The organism is Streptomyces sp. SS1-1 (assembly GCF_008973465.1).
Taxonomy (GTDB): Bacteria; Actinomycetota; Actinomycetes; order Streptomycetales; family Streptomycetaceae; genus Streptomyces.
Genome location: NZ_WBXN01000004.1, coordinates 3959954 through 3985957 on the forward strand (window position 1 = coordinate 3959954; position 26004 = coordinate 3985957).

General features: G+C 72.3%; 21 protein-coding genes and 1 tRNA gene. 20 read left to right on the forward strand and 2 right to left on the reverse strand.

Features of this window, described 5'->3' with window-relative positions:
* The first annotated feature begins 78 nt into the window (after window positions 1–78).
* From F8R89_RS19520 to F8R89_RS19535, 4 genes are all read left to right on the forward strand, one after another.
* On the forward strand, window positions 79–882 hold the full coding sequence (locus F8R89_RS19520) for a type II secretion system F family protein (protein WP_151785169.1): 804 nt from the start codon (window positions 79–81) through the stop codon (window positions 880–882).
* Window positions 883–1013: 131 nt separating this feature from the next.
* Complete coding sequence (locus tag F8R89_RS19525) at window positions 1014–1223, forward strand: DUF4244 domain-containing protein (protein ID WP_151785170.1); 210 nt, start codon at window positions 1014–1016, stop codon at window positions 1221–1223.
* Window positions 1210–1653: a TadE family type IV pilus minor pilin gene (locus tag F8R89_RS19530; RefSeq protein WP_151785171.1), complete on the forward strand. Its 444-nt coding sequence runs from the start codon at window positions 1210–1212 to the stop codon at window positions 1651–1653. Before F8R89_RS19525 ends, F8R89_RS19530 begins: the two co-directional genes overlap by 14 nt.
* Window positions 1650–2081, forward strand: a complete 432-nt coding sequence (locus F8R89_RS19535; protein WP_151785172.1) for an Rv3654c family TadE-like protein — start codon at window positions 1650–1652, stop codon at window positions 2079–2081. The genes F8R89_RS19530 and F8R89_RS19535 overlap by 4 nt, the downstream gene beginning before the upstream one ends.
* Before the next feature lie 63 nt (window positions 2082–2144).
* Here F8R89_RS19535 and F8R89_RS19540 read toward each other — a convergent pair whose 3' ends face one another.
* On the reverse strand, window positions 2145–4778 hold the full coding sequence (locus tag F8R89_RS19540; RefSeq protein ID WP_225994442.1) for a DEAD/DEAH box helicase: 2634 nt from the start codon (window positions 4776–4778) through the stop codon (window positions 2145–2147).
* An 83-nt stretch (window positions 4779–4861) separates the two neighbouring features.
* Between F8R89_RS19540 and bldG the strand changes: the two genes are divergently transcribed.
* The 12 genes from bldG to F8R89_RS19600 all read left to right on the forward strand — a co-directional run bounded on the left by bldG (window position 4862) and on the right by F8R89_RS19600 (window position 22182).
* On the forward strand, window positions 4862–5203 hold the full coding sequence (gene bldG / locus F8R89_RS19545) for an anti-sigma factor antagonist BldG (RefSeq protein WP_003975386.1): 342 nt from the start codon (window positions 4862–4864) through the stop codon (window positions 5201–5203).
* A gap of 122 nt (window positions 5204–5325) precedes the next feature.
* Window positions 5326–5751, forward strand: a complete 426-nt coding sequence (locus F8R89_RS19550) for an ATP-binding protein (protein ID WP_151785173.1) — start codon at window positions 5326–5328, stop codon at window positions 5749–5751.
* Between the two features lie 316 nt (window positions 5752–6067).
* Window positions 6068–8473 (forward strand): sodium-translocating pyrophosphatase, encoded by a 2406-nt coding sequence (locus F8R89_RS19555; RefSeq protein WP_151785174.1) that lies wholly within the window; start codon window positions 6068–6070, stop codon window positions 8471–8473.
* Between the two features lie 215 nt (window positions 8474–8688).
* Window positions 8689–9270: a small secreted protein gene (locus tag F8R89_RS19560; protein WP_192806174.1), complete on the forward strand. Its 582-nt coding sequence runs from the start codon at window positions 8689–8691 to the stop codon at window positions 9268–9270.
* A 35-nt stretch (window positions 9271–9305) separates the two neighbouring features.
* On the forward strand, window positions 9306–10859 hold the full coding sequence (locus tag F8R89_RS19565) for a methyltransferase (protein WP_413251261.1): 1554 nt from the start codon (window positions 9306–9308) through the stop codon (window positions 10857–10859).
* Between the two features lie 221 nt (window positions 10860–11080).
* Entirely contained in the window at window positions 11081–11278 is a 198-nt protein-coding gene (locus tag F8R89_RS19570; protein WP_151785176.1) for a hypothetical protein, read from the forward strand.
* 250 nt (window positions 11279–11528) lie between these two features.
* A complete protein-coding gene (gene topA, locus F8R89_RS19575; protein ID WP_151785177.1) occupies window positions 11529–14393 on the forward strand; it encodes a type I DNA topoisomerase in 2865 nt (954 codons plus the stop codon).
* Between the two features lie 196 nt (window positions 14394–14589).
* Entirely contained in the window at window positions 14590–17823 is a 3234-nt protein-coding gene (tmk, locus tag F8R89_RS19580) for a dTMP kinase (RefSeq protein ID WP_151785178.1), read from the forward strand.
* Between the two features lie 90 nt (window positions 17824–17913).
* Window positions 17914–19119, forward strand: a complete 1206-nt coding sequence (locus F8R89_RS19585; RefSeq protein WP_151785179.1) for a DNA polymerase III subunit delta' — start codon at window positions 17914–17916, stop codon at window positions 19117–19119.
* 105 nt (window positions 19120–19224) lie between these two features.
* Entirely contained in the window at window positions 19225–20853 is a 1629-nt protein-coding gene (locus F8R89_RS19590; protein ID WP_151785180.1) for an alpha/beta hydrolase, read from the forward strand.
* A gap of 138 nt (window positions 20854–20991) precedes the next feature.
* Window positions 20992–21068: transfer RNA gene (locus tag F8R89_RS19595), tRNA-Thr, on the forward strand.
* 256 nt (window positions 21069–21324) lie between these two features.
* Window positions 21325–22182: a serine hydrolase domain-containing protein gene (locus F8R89_RS19600; RefSeq protein WP_225994443.1), complete on the forward strand. Its 858-nt coding sequence runs from the start codon at window positions 21325–21327 to the stop codon at window positions 22180–22182.
* 52 nt (window positions 22183–22234) lie between these two features.
* On the opposite strand, the gene F8R89_RS19605 is transcribed toward F8R89_RS19600, so the two are convergent.
* Window positions 22235–22912, reverse strand: coding sequence for an AfsR/SARP family transcriptional regulator (locus tag F8R89_RS19605; protein ID WP_192806175.1), 678 nt, complete (start codon window positions 22910–22912; stop codon window positions 22235–22237).
* Between the two features lie 434 nt (window positions 22913–23346).
* Between F8R89_RS19605 and F8R89_RS19610 the strand changes: the two genes are divergently transcribed.
* From F8R89_RS19610 to F8R89_RS19625, 4 genes are all read left to right on the forward strand, one after another.
* Entirely contained in the window at window positions 23347–23790 is a 444-nt protein-coding gene (locus F8R89_RS19610; protein WP_151785182.1) for a hypothetical protein, read from the forward strand.
* 119 nt (window positions 23791–23909) lie between these two features.
* Window positions 23910–24209: a hypothetical protein gene (locus tag F8R89_RS19615; RefSeq protein ID WP_151785183.1), complete on the forward strand. Its 300-nt coding sequence runs from the start codon at window positions 23910–23912 to the stop codon at window positions 24207–24209.
* A 16-nt stretch (window positions 24210–24225) separates the two neighbouring features.
* The gene (locus F8R89_RS19620) at window positions 24226–25185 is read left to right on the forward strand and encodes an ABC transporter ATP-binding protein (protein WP_151785184.1); all 960 of its coding nucleotides are present in this window, start codon (window positions 24226–24228) and stop codon (window positions 25183–25185) included.
* A complete protein-coding gene (locus F8R89_RS19625; protein WP_151785185.1) occupies window positions 25182–25925 on the forward strand; it encodes a hypothetical protein in 744 nt (247 codons plus the stop codon). Before F8R89_RS19620 ends, F8R89_RS19625 begins: the two co-directional genes overlap by 4 nt.
* Window positions 25926–26004 lie beyond the last annotated feature (79 nt).

The following is a 26004-nucleotide window of genomic DNA, read 5'->3' on the forward strand; positions in this document are numbered from 1 at the left end:
GGGCGCGATCCCGGATTTGGACAGGGGCAGGTCCGACAGGACGGGTCCGAGACGGACGGGCAGGAAGGGGGCGGTGGTGTGAGCGGGGAAGTTGCCCACAGGCTGGGGATGGCTGTGGGGGCGGTTCTGATCGCCGGGTGGCTGGTGCGGTGGTGGGCGGACGTGCGCCGGGAGCGCAGGGTCCGGGGGCGGTTGGTGGGGCTGATGAGGAGGGCCGTCCTGGCACCGGCTCGTAGACGCCTCGACGTGCGGCGCGGGATACGGCGCTGGGCGCCCGTCGCGGCCGTCGGGATGGCCGGCTGGGCCCTGGTGGGTGGTCTGGCGGGGCTGGTGGTCGGGGCGGCCGGGGCCGGCGGCCTCTGGTGGTGGCGTCGGAGACAGGGCTCCGGTGGAGGCGCGGCGGGCGCGGAGGTGGACGCGGTCGACGCGGGTGAGGTGTCGCGCCGACTCCCGCTCGCAGCGGACCTGTTGGCGGCCTGCATCGCCGCCGGCGCGAGTCCGGTGGTGGCGGCGCAGGCCGTGGGCGAGGCGTTGGGCGGGCCGGTCGGGGATGCGCTGGCGAGGGGTGCCGCGGAGTGCCGTCTCGGTGGTGAACCGGGGGAGTCGTGGCGGCGGTTGGCCTCGATACCGGGGGCGGCGGCGCTGGCGCGGCTGCTGGAACGCGCCGGTGTCTCCGGTCTCCCGGCGGCCGGACCGGTCGCACGGCTCGCTGCGGAGGCCCGCGCGGACTGGACACGTGCGGCGACGGAGCGGGCCAGGAGAGCGGCCGTCATGGTCACCGCGCCGGTGGGCCTGTGTTTCCTGCCCGCGTTCATCGCGGTCGGGGTGGCGCCCGTGGTCATCGGGCTGGCGGGCGGTGTGCTGGGAGGAGGCGGCACGTGACGGGGTGAGCGGTGAGGACGCGCGGTGGACGCGCGGTGAGGACGCGCGGCGCGGATGCGTGGTGAGAGCGCGTCGAGCGTGGATGTGTGTGGGACCTGGATCAACAGAAGCGGACCTTACGGGGGTTACGGATGTTCAAGGCGGTACGGGCACGGATGGCGGCCCTGGTGGGCAGGGCGCGGGCGGCGCGGAGGGACGCGGGGATGGTCACCTCCGAGTACGCAATGGGCATCGTGGCGGCGGTGGCTTTCGCCGTGGTGCTCTACAAGGTCGTGACGAGCGGGGAGGTCAGCGAGGAGCTCCAGGGCATCGTGAAGCGGGCGCTCGATGGCGGGGCATGAGCGGGGAGGCCGACGCGGGCCGGGCGGTCGTCCGGCCCGTGGGGCCCCCGCGGGGCACAGGAAGGGCCGGGGCGGAGTGCTCGGGTCGGATCGGGGGTTCGTGACGGCCGAGTCGGCTGTCGTGCTGCCGGTGCTCGTGATGTTCGCCATGGCGCTGGTGTGGGGGCTGCTCGCGGTGGCGGCGCAGATCCAGTGCGTGGATGCCGCCCGCACCGGGGCCCGCGCGGCAGCCCGGCAGGACCCGGACGACGCCGTCATCGAGGTGGCCGGAGACGTCGCACCGGACGGGGCGAAGGTCACGGTCGCCCGGGAAGGGGGCGTGGTCCGGGTGGTCGTGGTGGCGAGACCGCCGGTGCTGCGCGGGCTGCCCTTCGAGGTGCGGGAGGAGGCCGTGGCGGCGGCGGAGGAGAGGGTGGGGGTGGAGTCGTGAGCGCGGGGTGCGGGCGGAGGCGCCGTTTCGGGGCGTCCTGGACAGGTCCCGGTTCCGACCGGGGATCGGCCACCGCCTGGAGCCTCGGCCTGATCGCCGTTCTGTGTGTTGTGTTCGGCGTGGTGCTGGCTCTCGGGCATGCGGTGGTGATCCGGCACCGTGCGGCGGGCGGTGCGGATCTGGCGGCCCTCGCGGCGGCCGACCACTGGGCGGAGGGCACGGCCGGGGCATGCGCTCGGGCGGAGCGGGTTGCTGAGGCGAGCGGGGCGCGGCTCGTGCGGTGCGCGGTGGTGGGCGACGTGTCGGACGTGACGGCTGCGTCGGGGCGGGGCCCGTTCACCGCGAAGGTCCGGGCTCGGGCGGGCCCTGGGGGACCGGGTGCGCCTGGCCCGAGCCCGGGAGACACTCCGGGTGCCGGGGAGCCGTAGGAGGCTCCCTGGAGGGACGGGCGCGGGTGTTGAAGCCGCCACCCACCGCCCGCCCCCCACCGCCTACGCCCGCGCCTCCTCCTCGTCCGGAGCCGGAGAGTCCCCCTTGCCCGGAGCCGGAGAAGCGCCCTCGCCCGGAGCGGAGGAGGTCCCTCCAGTCGAAGCTGCTGCCTCCCCGTCGGCGCCCTCCGCCTCCGCCCCCGCTTTGGCCTGCACCCCCGCTTCGGCCTGCGCCGCCCCCACTTCGGCCTCCGGAGCCCCCCGCAACAGCACCGTCAGCAGTCGTACCGCTCCCCGCTTGTGCAGTGGGTCGTTGCCGTTGCCGCACTTGGGGGACTGGATGCAGGACGGGCAGCCGGCCTCGCACTCGCAGGAGGCGATGGCCTCACGGGTGGCCGTCAGCCAGGCGCGGGCCGTGTGGAAGGCGCGCTCCGCGAAGCCGGCGCCGCCGGGATGGCCGTCGTAGACGAAGACCGTCGGGAGCAGCGTGTCGGGGTGCAGCGGGATCGACACGCCGCCGATGTCCCAGCGGTCGCAGGTCGCGAAGAGGGGCAGCAGGCCGATCGAGGCGTGTTCGGCGGCGTGGAGGGCGCCGCCGAGGATCTCCGGGTTGATCCGGGCCTCGTCGAGCTGGTCCTCGGTGACCGTCCACCACACCGCGCGGGTGCGCAGCGTCCGAGGAGGGAGGTCGAGTTTCGTCTCGCCCAGCACTTCGCCGGTGATCAGCCGGCGCCGGAGGAAGGAGACCACCTGGTTGGTGACTTCGACGGAGCCGTAGCAGAGGCGGCCGTCGCCCCACGGGATCTCGGTCTCGGTCTCGAGGACGGAGATGGCCGTCGTGTCCCGGGCGACCGTGGAGTACGACGGGGACGCCTGCTCCACCAGGGCGACCGAGTCCTCGAGGTCGAGGGAGCGGACGAGGTAGGTGCGGCCCTGGTGCAGATGGACCGCGCCCTCGTGCACGCTCGTGTGCGCGGCGCCCGCGTCGACGGTGCCGAGCAGGCGGCCCGTGCCGGCCTCGACGACCTGGACCGGGCGTCCGCCCTCGCCGCGGATGTCGGTGAGGTCGGCGGCCCGTTCCCGGCGGGTCCAGTGCCAGGCCCGGGTGCGGCGGCGCAGCAGCTTCGCGGCCTCCAGCTGGGGCAGCAGCCCCTCGGCCTCGGGGCCGAAGAGGGCCAGGTCCTCCTCGGTGAGGGGGATCTCGGCGGCCGCCGCGCACAGGTGGGGCGCGAGGACGTACGGGTTGTCGGGGTCGAGGACCGTCGACTCCACCGGGCGGTCGAAGAGGGCCTCGGGGTGGTGGACGAGGTAGGTGTCCAGCGGGTCGTCGCGGGCGACGAGGACGGCCAGGGCGCCCTGCCCGGAGCGGCCGGCCCGTCCCGCCTGCTGCCACAGGGAGGCGCGGGTGCCGGGGTAGCCGGAGATCAGGACGGCGTCCAGGCCGGAGACGTCGATGCCGAGTTCCAGGGCGGTGGTGGCGGACAAGCCGAGCAGTTCCCCGGAGTGCAGGGCCTGTTCCAGGGCGCGGCGCTCCTCGGGGAGGTAGCCGCCCCGGTAGGCCGCGACACGCCCGGCGAGCGAACGATCGATTTCGGCCAGCCGTTCCTGCGCGATGACCGAGATGAGCTCGGCGCCGCGCCGGGAGCGGACGAAGGCGACCGAGCGGATGCCCTGCACCGCGAGGTCGGTCAGGAGGTCCGCCGTCTCCGCGGTGGCGGTACGCCGGACGGGTGCGCCTTTCTCGCCCTGGAGCTCGGTGAGCGGCGGTTCCCAGAGGGCGAAGACGAGTTCGCCGCGCGGGGAGGCGTCGTCGGCGATCTCCACCACGGGCAGCCCGGTCAGGCGCCGCGCCGCGACGGCGGGCTCGGCGGCGGTGGCGGAGGCCAGCAGGAAGACGGGGGAGGAGCCGTAGCGGGCGCACAGGCGGCGCAGACGCCGCAGCACCTGGGCGACGTGGGATCCGAAGACACCGCGGTAGGTGTGGCACTCGTCGATGACGACGTACTTCAGCGCCTTGAGGAAGGAGGACCAGCGCGGGTGCGACGGGAGTATGCCCCGGTGGAGCATGTCGGGGTTGGTGAGGACGTAGTTCGCGTACTGGCGGATCCACTCGCGTTCCTCGAACGGAGTATCGCCGTCGTACACGGCCGGGCGGACCGCATTGCCCAGTGGATGTGAAAGTTCCTTCACGGAGCGGCACTGGTCCGCCGCGAGGGCCTTCGTCGGCGACAGGTACAGCGTGGTGGCGCCGCGTCCGTTCGGGGCCTCGGAGCCGTCCAGGAGCGTCGAGAGGACCGGCACGAGGTACGCGAGGGACTTGCCGGAGGCGGTGCCCGTGGCGACGACCACGGACTCGCCGTCCAGGGCGTGCTCGGCGGCGCGTGCCTGGTGGGCCCAGGGATGTTCGATCCCGGCGCGCTGCACGGCGGCGATGACCTCGGCGCGGATCCGGTCGGGCCAGACGGCATGGCGGCCCGCTCGCGGGGGCACATGCTCCGTATGAGTGATGCGCGAAGCCCGACTCGGCCCCGAGGCGAGTCGGCCCAGCACCGCTCCCGGGTCCACCCGGGAGACGGGGCCCGTCGGGGATCGATCGGATCGGAGATTCTCGGCCATCGGCACCGAGTGTGTCACTGGCGTGACGGACAATGGGACCAAGGCGTCGTGCACGCCTGCCGGTAAGTGATTGAATGCCATCGCGGCTGGCGAACTCGTCCTTGGGGTTGCAAGCCGAGGTGTCCCGAGGGGCGACCGCTCGATAGCAAGGTGCTGGAGGATCCGTGGACCTGTCCCTGTCGACCCGTACCGTCGGCGATCGTACGGTCGTCGAGGTCGGTGGCGAAATCGACGTATATACCGCGCCCAAGCTGCGCGAGCAGCTGGTCGAGCTGGTGAACGACGGGAGTTTCCACCTCGTCGTCGACATGGAGGGCGTGGACTTCCTCGACTCCACCGGGCTCGGCGTGCTGGTCGGCGGCCTGAAGCGTGTGCGTGCCCATGAGGGCTCACTGCGCCTGGTCTGCAACCAGGAGCGCATTCTCAAGATTTTCCGTATCACCGGCCTGACCAAGGTGTTCCCGATCCACACCTCGGTCGAGGAAGCGGTGGCGGCGACCGACTGAGTCACCGCACACCCGGGGGCGCGGTGACGTGTGCCCGGGCTGGGAAGTGGTAGGAGACGGGGGACTGGGCTTTCGGCGGCCCGGTCCCCCTGACAGCACGCCCGAAGTTCCGAGGGGGATGCATGGCCACCGTTGAACTCCGCTTCAGCGCGCTGCCCGAGCACGTCAGGACCGCCCGTCTGGTGGCGGCAGCGGTGGCGCGCAGGGCCGGAGTGGACGAGGCCGTCCTGGACGAGGTCAGGCTCGCCGTGGGCGAGGCGTGCAGCCGTGCCGTCGGACTGCATCAGAGCGTCGGCATCACGGCACCGGTGAAGGTGGCGCTGATCGAGGAGGAGAAACAGTTCTCCATCGAGGTCGGCGACGAGGCCCCGCACACCGTTCCGGGTGAGCGGGTCGTCGGCGCCGATGAGGCCGACGCCGAGGAGGACGAGATGGGTCTCGCGGTCATCAGCGGGCTCGTCGACGACGTCGAGGTCTCGGCGGGCGAGCACGGCGGCCTGATCCGTATGACGTGGCCGACCGCGCCGCAGACCGTGGTGCTGCCCTGACCCCTCCCCGTACTTCCGAAGGGGCCCTGCTGAGCAGGGCCCCTTCGTGTTTTATCGTATGGCGGCGGCGAATTCGTGAAGGAATTCACGATCTATTGTCCGATCATTGATCAAGGTCGCGATCATCGGATCAAGGGGCAATCAGGGCGTCAATGGTTTTGGGGCATTAGCGCTTTCGGGTTGCGTGGCCGGATGTCGATCATTTGCTGAACGGCATGTGAAGGCCAATTCCGCTTACCGCCATCTGTTTTGATCAGGTTCCGGTACCTAGAATCCGTCCACATCTTGAGCTCAGCCCAAGCGTCAAGGAGGACGAATGGCGGGGCTTTCTACCCCTCATCAGCTTGACCATCCCACTACTCTCGCAGCGGCCGTACTGACGGATGACAACCGGGTGATCATCTCGGTGATCGGCGTGGTCGCCCTGGCGGCGCTCGTCGTCGCCGGCGTCCTGGTGCGTCAGGTGCTCGCCGCGGGCGAGGGCACCGACAGCATGAAGAAGATCGCCGCCGCGGTCCAGGAAGGCGCCAACGCCTATCTGGCCCGGCAGCTGCGCACGCTCGGCGTATTCGCCGTCGTCGTGTTCTTCCTGCTCATGCTGCTGCCCGCGGACGACTGGAATCAGCGCATCGGCCGATCGGTCTTCTTCCTGATCGGCGCCGCGTTCTCGGCGGCCACCGGCTATATCGGAATGTGGCTCGCCGTGCGCAGCAATGTGCGCGTCGCCGCGGCGGCACGGGAAGCGACCCCCGCGGAAGGTGAACCGGAAAAGGATCTCACCGCCGTATCGCACAAAGCCATGAAGATCGCTTTCCGCACGGGCGGCGTCGTCGGCATGTTCACGGTGGGGCTCGGTCTGCTGGGCGCCTCCTGTGTGGTGCTCGTCTACGCGGCCGACGCGCCGAAGGTGCTCGAAGGATTCGGTCTCGGTGCCGCGCTGATCGCGATGTTCATGCGTGTCGGCGGCGGCATCTTCACCAAGGCCGCCGACGTCGGCGCCGACCTGGTCGGAAAGGTCGAACAGGGCATTCCGGAGGACGACCCGCGCAATGCCGCGACCATCGCCGACAACGTGGGCGACAACGTCGGCGACTGCGCCGGAATGGCGGCCGACCTCTTCGAGTCGTACGCGGTGACGCTGGTCGCCGCCCTGATCCTCGGGTCGGCCGCGTTCGGCGACCTGGGGCTCGCGTTCCCGCTGATCGTGCCCGCGATCGGCGTGATCACCGCGATGATCGGCATCTTCGCGGTGGCCCCGCGCCGCTCCGACCGCAGCGGCATGACCGCGATCAACCGCGGGTTCTTCATCTCCGCGGTCATCTCGATCGTGCTCGTCGCGATCGCCGTGTTCGCCTACCTGCCGTCGTCCTACGCGGACCTCGACGGCGTCACCGACGCCGCCATCGCGGGCAAGGACGGCGACCCGCGGATCCTGGCGCTCGTCGCCGTCGGCATCGGCATCCTGCTCGCGGCCGTCATCCAGCAGCTGACCGGGTACTTCACCGAGACCAACCGGCGCCCCGTGCGGGACATCGGCAAGACCTCGCTGACCGGTCCCGCGACCGTCGTCCTCGCCGGCATCTCCGTCGGCCTGGAGTCCGCCGTCTACACCGCCCTGCTGATCGGCCTCGGCGTGTACGGGGCGTTCCTGCTCGGCGGCACGTCGATCATGCTGGCGCTGTTCGCGGTGGCGCTGGCCGGCACCGGCCTGCTCACCACGGTCGGTGTGATCGTCGCCATGGACACCTTCGGTCCGGTCTCCGACAACGCGCAGGGCATCGCCGAGATGTCCGGTGACGTCGAGGGCGCGGGCGCCCAGGTCCTCACCAACCTGGACGCGGTCGGCAACACCACCAAGGCCATCACCAAGGGCATCGCCATCGCCACCGCCGTCCTGGCGGCGGCGGCGCTCTTCGGGTCGTACCGCGACGCCATCACCACCGGAGCGCGGGACGTCGGCGAGAAGCTCACCGGCGAGGGCGCGCCGATGAACCTGATGATGGACATCTCGCAGCCCAACAACCTGGTCGGCCTCATCGCGGGCGCGGCCGTCGTGTTCCTCTTCTCCGGACTCGCCATCAACGCCGTGTCCCGGTCGGCGGGTGCCGTGGTCTACGAGGTGCGGCGGCAGTTCCGTGAGCGGCCCGGGATCATGGACTACACGGAGAAGCCGGAGTACGGCAAGGTCGTGGACATCTGTACCCGGGACGCCCTGCGCGAGCTCGCCACGCCCGGTCTGCTCGCCGTGATGGCACCCATCTTCATCGGGTTCACCCTCGGAGTCGGCGCCCTGGGCGCCTTCCTGGCGGGCGCCATCGGCTGCGGCACGCTGATGGCGGTCTTCCTCGCCAACTCCGGAGGGGCCTGGGACAACGCCAAGAAGCTCGTCGAGGACGGCCACCACGGCGGCAAGGGCAGCGAGGCCCACGCCGCGACGGTGATCGGTGACACGGTCGGCGACCCCTTCAAGGACACCGCCGGACCGGCGATCAACCCGCTGCTGAAGGTGATGAACCTGGTCGCGCTGCTCATCGCGCCCGCGGTCATCCAGTTCAGCTACGGCGACGACAAGAACGTCGCCGTGCGTGTGCTGATCGCCATCGCCTCGCTGCTGGTGATCGTCGGCTCGGTCTACGTCTCCAAGCGCCGTGGCATCGCGATGGGCGACGACGGCAATGCCGAGAGGGTGTCCAACCCGGCGGATCCCGCGGTGGTTTCGTAGGCGGTCTTACGGCAGCACGGCTCCATGGGCGGGCGGCCCGGCGCGCATCGACGTGCCGGCCGCCCGCTCCGCGCTTGTTCAGGCCCTACGCCGTGACGCTTGTCTCACATGGTGTAAACGGCGCGAAGAGGTAGTAAAAGCCGCAAATAGCACGGTGTCATCATCTGCCCGCCGTGTAGGGTCCCGTGGCCGAGAGCCACGAAGGGACCAGACCGGTGAACAAGAAGCTCGCTGCCTCGCTGTCCGGCGGTGCGGTACTGATACTGGCGCTGACGGGCTGCACGAGCGACGAGGGCAACAAGGAGCTCGACGCCTGGGCCAAGAAGGTCTGCGACCAGGTGCCGGCCCAGAACGCCAAGATCTCGGCCGCCTACGTCGCGATCACGAAGGCCGCCAAGGACACCTCCAGCACGCCCAAGGAACTGCAGGCCGCCGACTCCAAGGCCTTCCAGGACCTCGCCGAGGGCTACAAGGCGCGCGCCACGCTCATCCGTGACGCCGGTGCGCCCCCCGGCGTCGAGGACGGCGCGAAGAACCAGCAGGACGTCGTCAAGCGGCTGACCGAACTCTCCACGGCCTACGGCGACCTGAAGAAGCAGGTCGACGGGCTGAACACCAAGGACCAGGGGAAGTTCGCGTCCGGCCTGAAGGACGTGTCCGCCGAGATGAAGCAGGTCGAGACGCAGCGTCAGAGCGCCATCGCCTCGCTGAAGAAGCTCGAGTCGGGTGACGTGAAGACGGCCCTCACCTCCCAGGAGGGCTGCAAGCAGGCCGTCGAGTCCGGCTCCGCCGGCTGACCGCCCCGTGAGGCGGCACGGGTCACAATGAGGGCGTGAGCGACTCCAGCCGGCCCCAGCCCGCCCCGACCGTCCTGCCCGACCTCCCCGCACTGCCCGGCACCGGGCAGCCGGATGTCGCAGCCCGTCTGCGGGAGGCCCTCCTCGGGGCCTCCTTCACCGCCGACGGGCTGCTCGAGCTGCTCGGCGCGCCCGCGTACGCGGCGCTCGCCCGCAGCGAGACGGTGCCCGCGCTCCGGGCCACGCGCGGGGACACCCCGCTGGAGGCGCTCGTACGGCTGTTCCTGCTCCAGCAGCCGGTGCCGTACGCGCGCGTGGCGGACGTCCTGCCCCTCGACGCGTGCCTGGAGAGCGGCTGGCTGGCCCGGTCCGGCGGCGACGACGTCCGGGCCACGGTCGACGTACGGCCCTACGGCGGGCCCGGGGGCGAGGACTGGTTCATCGTGTCCGACCTGGGCTGTGCGGTCGGCGGGGCCGGCGGCATCGGGAACACGGCCGAGGAGGTCGTCCTCGGCGTCGGCGGCGCCTCCACGACCCTCGCCGGGATCACCGTGCGCACGCCGGTCGCCTCCGCGCTCGACCTCGGCACCGGCTCCGGCATCCAGGCCCTGCACGCCGCGCAGCACGCCACGCGCGTGACGGCGACCGACCTCAACCCGCGCGCGCTGCACATCACCGCGCTCACCCTGGCGCTCTCCGGCGCCCCGGCGGCGGACTTGCGGCAGGGGTCGCTGTTCGAGCCGCTGGAGGACGGGGAGACGTACGACCTGATCGTCTCCAACCCGCCGTTCGTGATCTCGCCGGGCGCCCGGCTGACGTACCGCGACGGCGGGATGGGCGGCGACGACCTGTGCCGTTCGGTCGTCCAGGGGGCGGGCGACCGCCTGAACGAGGGCGGGTACGCGCAGTTCCTCGCCAACTGGCAGCACGTGGAGGGCGAGGACTGGCAGGACCGCGTCCGCGCGTGGGTGCCGCGCGGCTGCGACGCGTGGATCGTGCAGCGCGAGGTGCAGGACGTCACGCAGTACGCCGAGCTGTGGCTGCGGGACGCCGGTGACCACCGCGGGGACACGGCCGCGTACCAGGCGCGGTACGACGCGTGGCTGGACGAGTTCGAGGCGCGCAAGGTGAAGGCCGTCGGGTTCGGCTGGATCACCCTGCGCCGGACGGCGGCCGCCGAGCCGTCGATCACGGTCGAGGAGTGGCCGCACCCCGTCGAACAGCCGCTCGGGGACACCGTACGCGCGCACTTCGAGCGCCTCGACTATCTGCGCGGCCGGGACGACGCCGCGCTGCTGGAGGACCGCTTCCGGCTGGTGGCCGAGGTCGTGCAGGAGCAGATCGGACTGCCGGGCGCCGAGGACCCCGAGCACGTGGTGCTGCGGCAGCACCGGGGCATGCGGCGGGCCACCCAGGTCGACACGGTCGGCGCGGGCTTCGCCGGCGTGTGCGACGGCTCGCTGACCGCGGGCCGGATCCTGGACGCCATCGCCCAGCTGATGAGCGAGGACCCGGTGGTGCTGCGCGACCGTACGCCCGCGCAGATCCGGCTGCTGGTGGAGCAGGGGTTCCTCGAACCGACTCGCTGACGGGACGCCGGGCGCGGCCGGGAGGCGGGCGAAACAGGCCAACCTTCCTGGAACCGGCCAACCTCCCGGAACGACCGCGCGCCCGGCGCCCCGCGCCGACTCCCGTTCACCCCGGGTTCGCCCGCCCGTCCCCCGCGCCTGACAGCCTCGCCGGGCCGAGGCACGCGCGTGTGGGGACGCGCGGCGGGAAAGAGGGGCGGGAAAGAGGGGCGGGCGGGACCATGGAAACCGGGCCGGCGATCTTCACAGGCGTCGTGTTCGCCCTGTTCGGCGGGGGCCTCTCGGTATGGACCGTAGTGCGGGTGCGGCAGGGCCGGCCCGTCGCCCACGGTGTGAACCCCGTCGCATCGGCGGCGCTCGCGGGGCTGGTCTCGGTGCTCGCGCTGATCACCGGCATCTGGGGCTTCTCCCGTCTCTGAGAACGGCTCGTGAGCTGCGCGGCCGATAATTGGGGGCCGATCTTCCGGAAAGGCTCGAAAAGGCCGGTGGCCACTCCGGGCGGCAGGAATGGCGGAAGTCGGGTTACCGTTCGAGTGGCCGTTGCGGGCTTTTCCCGTTTGACAACGGGGCGGGATGTACCGTCACACTCCGCAGCGTCAGCACCACCACCCGACCCCGGGCGCCACCGATCCTGGGGAGGCCCAGCGTCGACCGGAGAGAAGAGCGAAGTTGTCCCCGACCAGCGAGACCGCACAGGGCGGCCGCCGACTCGTCATCGTCGAGTCGCCTGCCAAGGCGAAGACGATCAAGAGCTATCTCGGCCCCGGCTACGTAGTCGAGGCGAGCGTCGGGCACATCCGCGACCTTCCCAACGGCGCCGCCGAGGTGCCGGAGAAGTACACGGGTGAGGTCCGCCGTCTCGGCGTGGACGTCGAACACGACTTTGAGCCGATCTATGTGGTCAACGCCGATAAGAAGGCTCAGGTCAAGAAGCTCAAGGACCTGCTGAAGGAATCCGACGAGCTCTTCCTCGCCACCGATGAGGACCGCGAGGGCGAGGCCATCGCCTGGCACCTCCAGGAGGTGCTGAAGCCGAAGGTCCCGGTCAAGCGGATGGTCTTCCACGAGATCACCAAGGCCGCGATCCAGGCCGCCGTCGCCAATCCCCGCGAGCTGAACCAGAAGCTGGTCGACGCCCAGGAGACCCGCCGCATCCTCGACCGCCTCTACGGCTACGAGGTCTCGCCGGTCCTGTGGAAGAAGGTCATGCCGCGTCTGTCGGCCGGCCGTGTCCAGTCCGTCGCCACGCGTCTCGTCGTGGAGCGGGAACGCGAGCGCATCGCCTTTCGTTCTGCCGAGTACTGGGACCTGACGGGCACCTTCGCGACCGGCCGCGCGGGGGACCCCTCGGACCCGTCGACGCTGGTCGCCCGCCTCCAGACCGTCGACGGCAGGCGGATCGCGCAGGGCCGCGACTTCGACTCCCTGGGACAACTCAAGAGCGCGAACACCCTCCACCTCGACGAGGCCAACGCCCGCGCGCTGGCCGCCGGCCTCGAGCAGACGCAGTTCGCCGTCCGCTCCGTCGAGTCCAAGCCGTACCGCCGCTCGCCGTACGCCCCGTTCCGTACGACGACGCTGCAGCAGGAGGCGAGCCGCAAGCTCGGCTTCGGCGCGAAGGCCACCATGCAGGTCGCGCAGAAGCTGTACGAGAACGGCTACATCACGTACATGCGTACCGACTCGACGACGCTGAGCGACACCGCGATCGCGGCCGCCCGCGCCCAGGTCACGCAGCTGTACGGCGCCGACTACCTGCCCCCGCAGCCCCGCACCTACGCGGGCAAGGTCAAGAACGCGCAGGAGGCGCACGAGGCGATCCGCCCCTCCGGCGACCGCTTCCGCACGCCCGCCGAGACCGGCCTGACCGGCGACCAGTTCAAGCTGTACGAGCTGATCTGGAAGCGGACCGTCGCCTCCCAGATGAAGGACGCGACCGGCAACAGCGTGACCGTCAAGATCGGCGGCACCGCGGCCGACGGCCGGGACGTCGAGTTCAGCGCGTCCGGCAAGACGATCACCTTCCACGGCTTCCTCAAGGCGTACGTCGAAGGCGCCGACGACCCGAACGCCGAGCTCGACGACCGCGAGCGCCGGCTGCCGCAGGTCGGCGAGGGCGACCGGCTGACCGCCGAGCAGATCACGGTCGACGGGCACGCCACCAAGCCCCCGGCCCGCTACACCGAGGCGTCCCTGGTCAAGGAGCTCGAGGAGCGCGAGATCGGCCGCCCGTCGACGTACGCGTCGATCATCGGCACGATCCTCGACCGCGGCTACGTGTTCAAGAAGGGCACGGCACTCGTCCCGTCCTTCCTGTCCTTCGCCGTGGTCAACCTGCTGGAGAAGCACTTCGGGCGGCTCGTCGACTACGACTTCACCGCCAAGATGGAGGACGACCTCGACCGCATCGCCCGCGGCGAGGCCCAGTCCGTGCCGTGGCTGAAGCGCTTCTACTTCGGTGAGGGCGACGGCCCGGGCATCGGCGGCGCGGCCGAGGCGGGCAACGGCGACGGGGACCACCTCGGCGGCCTCAAGGAGCTGGTGACCGACCTGGGCGCGATCGACGCCCGCGAGGTCTCCTCGTTCCCCGTCGGCAACGGCATCGTGCTGCGCGTCGGCCGCTACGGCCCGTACATCGAGCGCGGCGAGAAGGACACCGAGGAGCACCAGCGGGCCGACATCCCGGAGGACCTGGCGCCCGACGAGCTGTCCGTCGAGCTCGCCGAGGAGCTGCTGGCCAAGCCCAGCGGCGACTTCGAGCTGGGCACCGACCCGGCCACCGGCCACACCATCGTCGCCAAGGACGGCCGCTACGGCCCGTACGTCACCGAGGTGCTCCCCGAGGGCACCCCGAAGACCGGCAAGAACGCGGTCAAGCCGCGCACCGCCTCCCTCTTCAAGTCGATGTCGCTCGACACGGTGACGCTGGACGACGCCCTGAAGCTGATGTCGCTGCCGCGTGTCGTCGGCAAGGACGCCGAGGGCCAGGAGATCACCGCGCAGAACGGCCGCTACGGCCCGTATCTGAAGAAGGGCACGGACTCGCGGTCGCTGCAGTCCGAGGAGCAGCTCTTCACGATCACGCTGGACGAGGCGCTGGCGATCTACGCCCAGCCCAAGCAGCGCGGTCGCGCGGCCGCCAAGCCGCCGCTGAAGGAGCTCGGCACCGACCCGGTGAGCGAGAAGCCCGTGGTCGTCAAGGACGGCCGCTTCGGCCCGTATGTGACGGACGGCGAGACGAACGCCACCCTGCGCTCCGGCGACAGCGTCGAGACGATCACCCCGGAGCGCGGCTTCGAGCTGCTCGCCGAGAAGCGCGCCAAGGGCCCCGCGAAGAAGACGGCGAAGAAGAGCGCCGCCAAGAAGACGACCGCCAAGAAGGCCGCCCCGGCCAAGAAGACGGCCGCCAAGAAGACCGCGGCGAAGAAGACGACGACGGCCAAGAAGACGGCGGCGAAGAAGACCGCCGCGAAGGCCACCGCCGCGAACGGGGCGGGCGCCTCCGACACGCCGGACTCGTCCGACGACGACTGAGTCCGGGCGACGGCCTGGACGGGAAGAGGGCGCGGGTCGATATCGGCCCGAATCCGGCGCTCCGGGCCCGGCGTTGAGGGCCCGTACCGCGTTTCGGGTTCGCGAAACGAACGCCTCGGCATCAGTTTGGTGTCGGGGCGGGCGTCCGTTCGGGCGGGCGCGCCGGGCTGTCGGTGCGTCCCGATAGGCTGAACGCATGACGCGAGCCGAGCAGCCAACGGCCCACCCCGAAGCCCCCGACGACGCGCTGGTCGCGGACTCCCGAGAGCGTGCCATCCGCGCCCTGCTGCGCCGACCGCAGCTGAGGCGGCTGTGGAGCGCGCAGCTCGTCGGCGGTGTCGGCGACTTCCTCGCGCTGCTCGTGCTGGTCCTGTTGGCCCTTCAGGCGGCGATCGCCGAAGGGTCGTTCGGCAGCGGCTACCGCGGCGCGGCGTTCGCAGTGGCGACGGTCTTCGGTGTGCGCCTCCTGGCGACGCTCCTCTTCGGCGCCGTGCTCCTCGGCCCACTGACCTCGCTGACCGGCCAGGACGGCCCGCTCGACCGGCGCTGGACCATGGTCGGCGCCGACGGGCTGCGCGCCGCCCTGCTGATCGTCGCCCCGCTCTGGATCGACTGGACCCCGGACAACGCGCTGGCGCTGCTGCTGGTCACCGTCTTCGTGAGCGGCGTCGCCGAGCGGTTCTGGACGGTGGCCCGCGAGAGCGCGGCCCCCGCCCTGCTGCCGCCCCCGCCCCCGGAGGGCGCCACCGTACGGCCGCTGCCGGACCACCTCGACGCGCTGCGCCGGCTGTCGCTGCGCACCGCCTTCGTGGCCGTCCCGCTGGCCGCCGCCACCCTGATCGCCGCGTCCCTGCTGAACAACCTGCTCGGCGCCGGGCTCGACTGGTTCGCCCAGCACCAGGCGGCGCTCGGCTCGTACGTCGCCGCCGGACTGTTCGCCGCCTCGCTGTCCGTCGTCACCTTCCTGGAACTGCCCGACACGCGCACCCCGCGCGCGCGGTCGCCGCTCGAGGGGCTGCGCCGTCCCAAGACCGGCACCGGCGCCGACAAGGGCCGGACCGGCGCGATCGCCCTGCTCGTGACGGCGTGCGCGGCCGTCGCCGCCGCGGTGGCCGCCGCCGTCGCCGTGGCCGTCCTGCACGCCAAGGACCTGGGCGGCGGTCCCGTCCTGTACGGCCTGATGGTGCTCGCCCTGACCGGCGGCGTGGTCGCCGGCATCCGTACGGCGCCCTCCGTGCTGCCGGCCCTGTCGCGGCGCCGCCTGCTGGCGCTCGCCGTCGCGGTCACCGGCGTCGCCCTGCTCGCCGCGGGCCTGGTCCCGGACGTCACGACCGTGCTGCTGATCCTCGCCCTGGCCGGATACGGCGCGGGCGTCTCCGCCAACACCGGGCACGCGCTGCTCGACCAGGAGGCCGAGGAATTCCGCCGCCCCCGCACCACGGAGCACCTGCACGCGGTCGTACGGCTGTGCGTCGCGCTCGGCGCCGTGCTCGCCCCGCTGGTGGCCGCGCTCATCGGGCCGCACCGGCTGGAGAGCGGCAAGTTCGTCTTCGCGCACGGCGGCGCCGCCTTCACGCTGATGCTGGTCGGCGCGCTGCTGCTGCCCGTCGCCGTGCTGGTCCTGGCCAAGGTCGACGACCGGTCCGGGGTGCCGCTGCGCAAGGACCTGCGGGACGCCGTCCTCGGTGGGCACGACCCCGATCAGGTCCCGGCCGCCGCCGGCTTCTTCATCGCCCTGGAGGGCGGCGACGGCGCCGGGAAGTCCACCCAGGCCGAGGCGCTGGCCGAGTGGATCCGGGGCAAGGGCCACGAGGTCGTCGTCACCCGCGAGCCCGGGGCGACGCCCGTCGGCAAGCGGCTGCGCTCGATCCTGCTGGACGTGTCGAGCGCCGGGCTCTCGCACCGCGCGGAGGCGCTGCTGTACGCGGCGGACCGCGCCGAGCACGTCGACACCGTCGTCCGGCCCGCGCTGGAGCGCGGCGCCGTCGTGATCTCCGACCGGTACGTCGACTCCTCGGTCGCCTACCAGGGCGCCGGCCGCGACCTGTCGCCGACGGAGATCGCCCGCATCAACCGCTGGGCGACCAACGGCCTGGCCCCTCATCTGACCGTGCTGCTGGACGTGGCGCCGGAGACCGCGCGCGAGCGGTTCACCGAGGCGCCGGACCGGCTGGAGTCGGAGCCGGCGGAGTTCCACGCGCGCGTGCGCTCCGGGTTCCTGACGCTGGCCGCCGCCGACCCCGGCCGCTACCTGGTGGTGGACGGCGCCCAGGAGCCCGAGGCCGTCACCACGGTGATCCGGCACCGGCTCGACCAGATGCTCCCGCTCTCCGAGGCCGAGATCCAGGCCCGCGAGGAAGCGCGCCGCAAGGCCGAGGAAGAGGCCCGCCGCAAGGCCGAGGAAGAGGCCGCCCGCAAGGCCGAGGAGGAGCGCCTGGAGCGCGAGCGCCAGGAGCAGCTCGCCCGGCTGCGCGCCGAGGAGGAGGAGCGCAAGCGGCGCGAGCTGGAGGAGGTGCAGCGCCGCGAGGCCGAACGGCAGGCCGAGGAGGCCCGCCTGCGGGCCGAGGAGGCGCAGCGCCGCGCCGAGGAGGAGCGCAAGCGGCTCCTCGCGGAGGAGAAGGCGCGCGCCGAGGAGGAGGCGCGCCGCAAGGCCGAGGAGGAGGCCCGCCGCAAGCAGGCGGAGGAGGAGGCGCGCATCCGCGCCGAGGCCGAGGCGCGGCGCCTGGAGAAGCAGCGCGCGGCGGAGGAGGCCCTGCTGCGGGCCGAGGAGGCCCGGCGGCTCGCCGAGCAGGCCGCGGCCGCCGCACAGGCCGGCCCCCGTCCGACGGCTCCCGCGGCCCCGGCCGCCCCGGACGACGCGATGACCGTCCCGACGCCCGTGGTGACCCCGGAGCAGGCGGCGGCGGCGGGCAGGGCGGCCGACGAGACGACGGTCCTGCGCCCGGTGCGCGAGGTGAAGCCCGCGCGGGACGAGGAGTCCGCCGCGGAGTCCACCTCGAAGCTGCCCCGGGTGTCGCCGCCGTCCGGCGCCACCGACGAGACGGCCGTGCTGCCTCCGGTCCCGCCGGGCGCGGCGGACGAGACGGCCGTACTGCCGCCTGTGCCGCCGGGTGCGGCGGATGAGACGGCCGTGTTGCCTCCGGTTCCGCCGGGTGCCGCCGATGAGACGGCTGTCCTCCCGCCGGTGCCGGCGGACGGCTCCGACGACCGTGTCCCGCCGGGGTACTTCCGCGAGGAGGAGCGCACGCGCGAGATGCCCCAGGTCGACGAGACGGGCGCACCGCGCCGCCGGTCCCGCTCCGACTGGGCCGAGGAGACCCCGCTGGACGACCTGCCGTCGCTGGCGGACGAGCTGCTCGGCCCGCACGAGGACGCGTACGACGACGAGGACGGCGGCGGCCGGGGCAGGGGCCGGGGCCGACGGCGCTGACCTCCGCCGGTCCTGGCCGGCCGGGTTGTCAGTGCCGCCCCGCACAATGGACGCGGTGACCCGAAGTGTGACGAAAGGCGGGCGGCGCCCATGACCGTGTGGGACGACCTGGTGGGGCAGGAGCGGATCAGCGCGCAGCTGGACGCCGCCGCCAGGGACGCCGACGCCCTCGTCACGGCCGCGGCCACGGACGCCCCGCCGCCCGAGGCGTCCAAGATGACGCACGCCTGGCTGTTCACCGGCCCGCCCGGCGCGGGCCGGAACCAGGCGGCCCGGGCCTTCGCCGCCGCCCTCCAGTGCGTCAGCCCCGACCGTGCCCTGGGCGGTTCGCCCGGCTGCGGCTTCTGCGACGGCTGCCACACGGCCCTGCTGGGCACACACGCCGACGTGACCACCGTCGCCGCCGTGGGCACGCAGATCCTCGCCGACGACATGCGGGACACCGTCCGCAAGTCCTTCACCTCACCGGCGAACGGCCGCTGGCAGGTGATCCTCGTCGAGGACGCCGAGCGGCTGAACGAGAAGTCCGCCAACGCCGTGCTCAAGGCCGTCGAGGAGCCCGCCCCCCGGACCGTGTGGCTGCTGTGCGCGCCCTCCATCGAGGACGTCCTGCCCACGATCCGCTCCCGCTGCCGCCATCTGAACCTGAGCACGCCCTCGGTCGACGCCATCGCCGACATGCTCGTCCGGCGCGAGGGCGTCGAGCCGGAGGTCGCCGCCGCCGCTGCCCGCGCCACGCAGGGGCACGTCGACCGGGCCCGCCGGCTGGCCACGGACCCGGCCGCGCGGCAGCGCCGGGCCGCCGTCCTCAAGCTGCCCCTGCGGCTGGGCGAGATCGGCGCCTGCCTGAAGGCCGCTCAGGAGCTGGTGGACGCCGCCGCCGAGGACGCCAAGCAGCTCGCGGAGGAGACCGACGCCAAGGAGACCGACGAGCTGAAGGCGGCGCTGGGCGCGGCCCAGGGCGGCCGGATGCCGCGCGGCACCGCCGGGGTCATGAAGGACCTGGAGGACAAGCAGAAGCGCCGCCGCACCAGGACGCAGCGCGACAGCCTGGACCTCGCGCTGACCGACCTCACGGCGTTCTACCGGGACGTCCTCGCCCTCCAGCTCGGCTCCCGGGTGGCCCTCGCCAACACCGACGTCGAGGACGCCCTGGAGCGCCTGGCCCGGGAGAGCTCACCGGAGTCCACGCTCCGCCGGATCGAGGCGATCGCCGCCTGCCGGACCGCCCTGGACAGCAATGTGGCGCCGCTGCTGGCGGTGGAGGCGATGACGATGGCGCTCAGAGCGGGCTGACACCGGGGCGCGTCTCCGACCCTGGGGTGACCCTGCGGGTAACACGTACGAGCGGAGACCCGCACGCAGAGCGTCTGCCCGACTCCATAGAGTTACCCTCGCCAGATGCACACCTGGCGCAGCACCTCAGCTCACCCCGGCCCGGCCCCGAGCACGTCGGGCGCACGCGACCGCCGTCGCCGCTCCCGGCGGGCGGGCACCCTTGGCGCCCTGCTCGGCGTCGCCGCCCTGCTCGTCTCGGCCTGCTCCTCCGGCGGATCCGCGAAGCCGGCCGGGAACCCGGCGGCCGGGGCGGCCCTGGCCGCGCTGCCGCGGTCGACACCGGCGGCGCTCACGCCGTACTACGAGCAGAAGCTGACCTGGCGGGCGTGCGGCGTGCCCGGATTCCAGTGCGCCACGCTGAGGGCGCCGCTCGACTACGCCGAACCGGACGCCGGGCAGACCCGGCTCGCCGTGGCCCGCAAGAAGGCGACCGGCCCCGGCGAACGGCTGGGCTCCCTCCTGGTGAACCCGGGCGGACCGGGCGGCTCGGCCATCGCCTACCTCCAGCAGTACGCGGGGATCGGCTACCCGGTGGACGTGCGGGCCCGCTACGACATGGTGGCCGTCGACCCGCGCGGGGTCGCCCGCAGCGAGCCCGTCGAATGCCTCGACGGACGGCAGATGGACCGCTACACGCAGACCGACTTCACGCCGGACGACGAGAAGGAGGTCGGTGAGCTGGTCGACGCGTACAAGAGGTTCGCGGAGGGCTGCGGGGCGGACGCCCCCGGTCTGCTGCGCCATGTCTCGACCACCGAGGCGGCGCGCGACATGGACCTCCTGCGCGCGGTGCTCGGCGACGAGAAGCTGGCCTATGTGGGGGCGTCGTACGGCACCTTCCTGGGGGCGACGTACGCCGGTCTGTTCCCGGACCGGGTGGGGCGCATGGTCCTGGACGGCGCGATCGACCCGTCCCTGCCGGCCCGGCGGATGAACCTCGACCAGACGGCGGGCTTCGAGACGGCGTTCCGGGCGTTCGCCCAGGACTGCGTCCGGCGCGAGGACTGCCCGCTCGGCGACGAGGCGAAGAACGTGGGCGGCAACCTGAAGAAATTCTTCAAGAAGCTCGACGCACGGCCGGTCCCCACCGGGGACGCGGACGGCCGCAAGCTCGGCGAGTCCCTGGCCACCACGGGCGTGATCGCGGCGATGTACGACGAGGGCGCCTGGCCGACCCTGCGGGACGCGCTGAACTCGGCGATGCGGGAGAACGACGGCTCCGGACTGCTCGCCCTGTCCGACAGCTACTACGAGCGGGACGCCGACGGCCGCTACACGAACCTGATGTTCGCCAACGCCGCCGTGAACTGCCTGGACCTGCCCTCGGCCTTCTCCACGCCGGACGAGGTCCGCAAGGCCCTGCCGGCCTTCGAGAAGGCGTCCCCGGTCTTCGGCGAGGGCCTGGCCTGGGCCACCCTGAACTGCGCGTACTGGCCGGTCGCGCCCACCGGGCAGCCGCAGCGCATCGAGGCGCGGGGCGCCGCCCCGATCCTCGTGGTCGGCACGACCCGCGACCCGGCGACCCCGTACCGCTGGTCCCGCGCTCTCTCCAGCCAGCTCTCCTCGGCCCGCCTCCTCACCTACGACGGCGACGGGCACACGGCGTACGGGCGGGGCAGCACATGCGTCGACCGCACGATCAACACGTACCTCGTCCGGGGGAAGGCCCCGGCCCAGGACAAGCGCTGCTGACACCTCACGGCGGGCCTCGCGCCCGGCCTCGCGCCCGCCTCGCGGCTGGGCAGGGGCCGGGTCGGGGCTGGTTCGGAGCACCACAGAAACTGTGTAGACTTACCGACGTTGCTGATCGCACCATAGTGCGGGCAGCGCGCCGCCTTAGCTCAGATGGCCAGAGCAACGCACTCGTAATGCGTAGGTCTCGGGTTCGAATCCCGAAGGCGGCTCCATCCGAAGCCCAGCTCAGAACTTCCTGAGCTGGGCTTTTCGCGTCAGCGGCCCAGTGCCGTCGCCCCCACCCCGGAGGGCCATGATCGTGTCGATCCGGCCGTCGCGACGGATGACCAGGGTCGGCTGCAGCAGACCATCGCTTCGGTGTCCGTCCAGGGGCGGAGGGTGGGCCGTCTCGCAGGGGGATGTGTCCGACGCCGTTGCGCGAGAGGGTTGGTGTGTCTTCTCCGCGCCGACCCCGAGGATCTTCCGCACGTGCGCTCCCGCCCCGTCCCCACCTGTGTTCTCGGTAGTTCCCATGACGAGCCGGTCGTCATCGGCGGGCATGATCCGGACCGGTACGCGGAGATGGGGTCGTTCAGCAAGGTTGTCACCGCCACCGTGCTGCAGCGGCTGTCCGAGCAGGAAGTGGTCGCGCTCGATGATCCCGTCGAGCGGTGGCTCGGCGTTCCGGCCGGGACCGGGATCACCCTGCGTCATCTCGCGGGGCACACGTCGGGGCTGCCTCGGGCGCCGCCCGGTCTCGCGCGGTTCGATCCGTACCGGGCGTTCACCGAGGACCGGCTGCGCATGCTGCTCGCGGGGCTCGACCGTCTCGTCGTCGGCCCTCCCGGGGAGCGGGAGGAGTACTCCAACCTCGGCTACGCGGTGCTCGGGGCCGCCCTGACCGCGGCGGCCGGGCGGCCGTACAGGGAGCTCGTCGCCGTGCATCTGCTGGCGCCCCTCGGGTTGCCGGACGACGCGATGGTCGTCGTGCCGCCGGCGCACAACCGGTCGTTGCCGACGGGGCTGTTCGGTCGTAGCGCGAAACCGTGGACCATGTCGGGGGCGATCCTGCCCGCGGGCGGTCTGTGGGCGAGTCCGCGGACGATGGCCCGCGTGCTGACCGGTCTCGTCGTCGACCGGTCCCTGGGCGAGCCCGCTCTCGGCTGGCAGCGGACGGGGCCGCTGCCCCTGATCTGGCACAACGGGGGGACCGGTACGGCCTCCATGTTCGCCGGTGCCCTGCCCGACGGCCGGTGGACGGTGGTCCACAGGCTGTGCACCGCTTACGACGAGACGGACGGCCTCGGCGTGGACGAGTTGCGCGCCGCCCGCGTGCGGCCGGAGTGAGGGGGAGGGCACCGGCGGCACGTGCGCCGGGGAGCATTTCTCCGTGGCGGGGTCAGCCGGCCAGGGCCGTCACCTGGGCGAGTTCGAAAGCCGGCTCGACTCCCAGTTCCTTCCGCAGGCGGCGCCGGAATTCCTGGTAGAGCTCCGTGGATCTGCCGGCGGCGCCGAGTTTCATATGGGCGCTGATCAGAAGAAGATGACTGGGCTCGTCCAGCGGTTCCCAGGTGACGAGGGATTCCGCGATCTCGACGGCTTCTCTCAGCCTTTTGTCGGCCAGCAGGATCTCCCCCGCTTCCCGCAGGGCGTAGAACCGCCGTTGATCCCACGTCCGTTGGTGTTCCTCGACCCAGGGCGAGTCCACGTCGACCAGCAGCGGGAGCTGCAACAGTTCGAGGTCGGCCGTGAGGGACGGCGTGTGCGGCCAGTCCGGGTGGGCGAGGGCGTCGTGCGCCTGCTGCCAGTCGCTGGTGAGGGCGTCCGAGACGCGTACGGTCTCGCCCTCGGCGATCACCAGTTCCCTGGACACCGCCTGGTTGACCCGCCACAGCAGCCGGCTCAGCCGGCGCCGCCCGACGCGCTCCGCCTTGTCCGGCCACAGGGACCTGATGATCGCGGGGCGGCGCGCGGTCCGCCCTTCGCGCAGTTCGAGGTAGGCCAGCAGCTCCGCGGTCTGCGGCGGCAGCCGGTAGGCCTCGTCGTCGGCGAGGTGGACGCCGTCATGGCCCAGCAACCGGAGTTGAACGGAACCAGGATCTCTGGTGGCACCGGTCATCGATCTGGACATAAGTCCCCCTGTCCCCGTTTGTCTGGAAGGCCGGATAGGCCTGCCGTGGAGGCGCGAAGTGGTCAGCGACGCGCATCACCTGCCTTAGCAATAACAAGAGCTGATCACGGATCGCAAGCGCCTTGTAGTCCGGTATGACGGGCCCGAGTACGCCGCGAAAAGATTTTCACGAGTGCGACGAATTGACGCGATCCCGTCGGCTGACCAGGACAAGGGGCGCACCGGAGACACGGTGAAGACACCTCACGGGCATGCTTCCCACATGCCTGAGGCAACGGGGAGTCGCAACGAAGCGATCGCGAAGAGAGGGCCTCGTGAGCCTGCTCGAGCCGTTGGTCGACCGACCACGGCGGCTCGGCAGTCGATTCACGGAGGATTCCTTGAACAAGAACCGCATCATCGCGAGCACGGTGCTCGTCGGCGCGCTCATCGGCGTCGGTGCTCCGGCCGCCTCCGCGATGCCGCAGGCCCGCCCCGCCGACGTCACTCAGGTGCAGGCCGCCGACACCCACCGCGCGGTGTCCTCGGCCGCCGAGGTGAAGCCGGCCCCGTCGGCTTCGACGGCCGGCAAGGCGGACACCGCCTCGAAGGACGTCCAGAGCGACCGGGCCGGGGAGCGCGGTCGGTGGACCTGGATCATCAACAAGCTCAAGGGCCTCGGTTCCGGCGCCTGGAACAAGCTGAAGGACGCGGCCCGCGCGGGCTACGACGCCTTCAAGCGGGCGTACGAGCGCTACGTGCCGTGGCTCGTCCGCAAGGCGATCGAGGTCGGCGCGACGGTGCACGAGGTCTACTCGGCCGTCCGGGACGTCCTCGGTCTCTGACAGCCGGACACGGGCGCGGCGTGCGCGGACCCCGGGACCTCGTCGTTCCGGGGCCCGCGCGCCGCACCGCCCGCCCCACCGCGCCCCACCGGATCTCCCTTCGACGACTCAAGGAAGACATGAGCAACGAAAGCCCCTCCGTGACGCCGAACGAGGCTCCGTCCTCCGTCAGTGGCGACGCCTGGCCGGTGCTGCCGCTCGGCCTGGCCGCCGGGCTGCTGCGCACTCTGGGCAACCACACCTGGGCGTACGTCCTGGGTGCGGTGATCGGCGGCATAGGGCTGCTGGCGGCGGTGATCGCCGTGGCCGAGTGCGTGCGGGCGGTGCGGCGCGGCACCCCCGTCGGCAGGGTGGTCTGGGTGCTCCTCCTGCTGCTGGCCGGCGTGTTCGCCGTGGTCCACCAGCTCGCGACGGCCTGACGGGCGGGGGCAGGGTATGTCCACGATCGAGATCGACGACCTGACCAAGGCGTACGGCAGGAAGCGCGTCGTCGACGGCCTGTCGTTCACCGTGCGCCCGGGGTCCGTCACCGGATTCCTGGGGCCGAACGGTGCCGGCAAGAGCACGACCCTGCGCATGGCGCTGGGCCTGACCCGGCCCGACCGGGGGACGGCCCGCATCCAGGGGCGCGGCTACCACGAGCACGCCGAACCCCTGCGTGTCGTCGGGGCGTTGCTGGACGCGCGCTGGGCGCACCCCAAGCGCAGTGCGCGGGCGCATCTGACCTGGCTCGCGCACAGCAACCGGATCGGCGTCGGCCGGGTGGACGAGGTGCTGGCCAGGGTCGGGCTCACGGAGGTGGCGGGCCGGCAGGTCGGCGGCTTCTCGTTGGGCATGTCCCAACGGCTGGGACTGGCCGGGGCGTTGCTGGGCGATCCCGGGGTCCTGATCCTGGACGAGCCCGCGAACGGCCTCGACCCCGAGGGCATCGCGTGGATGCGCGGGCTCCTCAGGCAGCTCGCCGCCGAAGGGCGCAGCGTGCTGGTGTCCAGCCATCTGCTCGCCGAGATGGCGCAGTTGGCCGACGAGGTGGTGGTGATCGGCCGCGGGCGCCTCATCAAGCAGTGCTCCATCGCGGAACTCACCACGGTCGACGCCTCCTCCGCGGGCGAGGTGCTCGTCCGCGGTCCCGAACCGGGCCGGCTGCGGGAGCTGCTCACCCATGCGGGAGCCACCGTGACCGACGGCGTGCCGGGGCCCGATCCGGCCGCTCCGCCTCTGCTGGTCACCGGCATGAGCTGCGAGGACATCGGCCGGGCCGTGGCCGGGGCGGGCCTCGTGCTGTTCGAACTGACACCGCGCCGGGGGACGGTGGAGGACGCCTACCTCCAGCTCACGGGCAGTTCGGTGGAGTACCGGGGCTCGGTGCGCCCGGCGGAGGAGAGGGCCGTATGACCAGTACCGCCGTGCTGAAGGCCGAGGCGTACAAGCTGCGCTCGCTCAGCTCCACACCGTGGCTGCTGGGGGCCACGGCGCTGGTGTCGCTCACCCTCAGCGGTCTCGCCGTACGGTCGCCCGTGGAGGGGGACGAGCCCGGGCTCTCCGAGGTTCTGGTCGGTCCCGCCTTCGCACAGTTCCTGATCATGGTGTTCGCGTCCCGCAGCGCCACGATGGAGTTCCGGACGGGCACGATCTGGCAGTCCCGTCTCGCCGTACCGTCCTGGACCCGGCTGCTGCTGGCGAAGGCCGGGGTGGTCGCGGCCCTCGCGGCCCTGACGGGGGTCGTGCTGGGGGCGGGAGGCGTGGCCGTCGCCTCGGTCGTGGCGCCCGACGCGGACGTCCTTCCCTCCGGCGGGCTCGAGTGGCGTCAGCTCCTCACCGTTCCCGTCGCCCTCGCCCTCGTGGCCGTGCTGAGCCTGGCCGTCGGCCTCCTCCTGAAGAGCGGTGGCGCGACCATCACCGTCCTGCTGGTGTGGGCGCTGGTCGTAGAACCGTCACTGTCCGCCACGGGGGACTGGCTGGCGGGGGTCGACATCGGCCCGTGGATGCCGTTCCTGGCGCTGAGCGACTTCCAGGGGCAGTCCGGTGGGGTCTCGTTCCCCGGCGGCCCCTACCTGGCCTGCGTCTACGTGGCGGCCGTGACGGCGGCGCTGCTGGCCGCCGCGATCAAGGTGCAGGGCCGCCGGGAGCCGTGAGCCGGCGCTCCGCACCGTTCGGACTCCGGGAAGCAGCCGACGCTCCCCCGGCAGGAGGCCCGCCTTCCCGGTGAGGGGA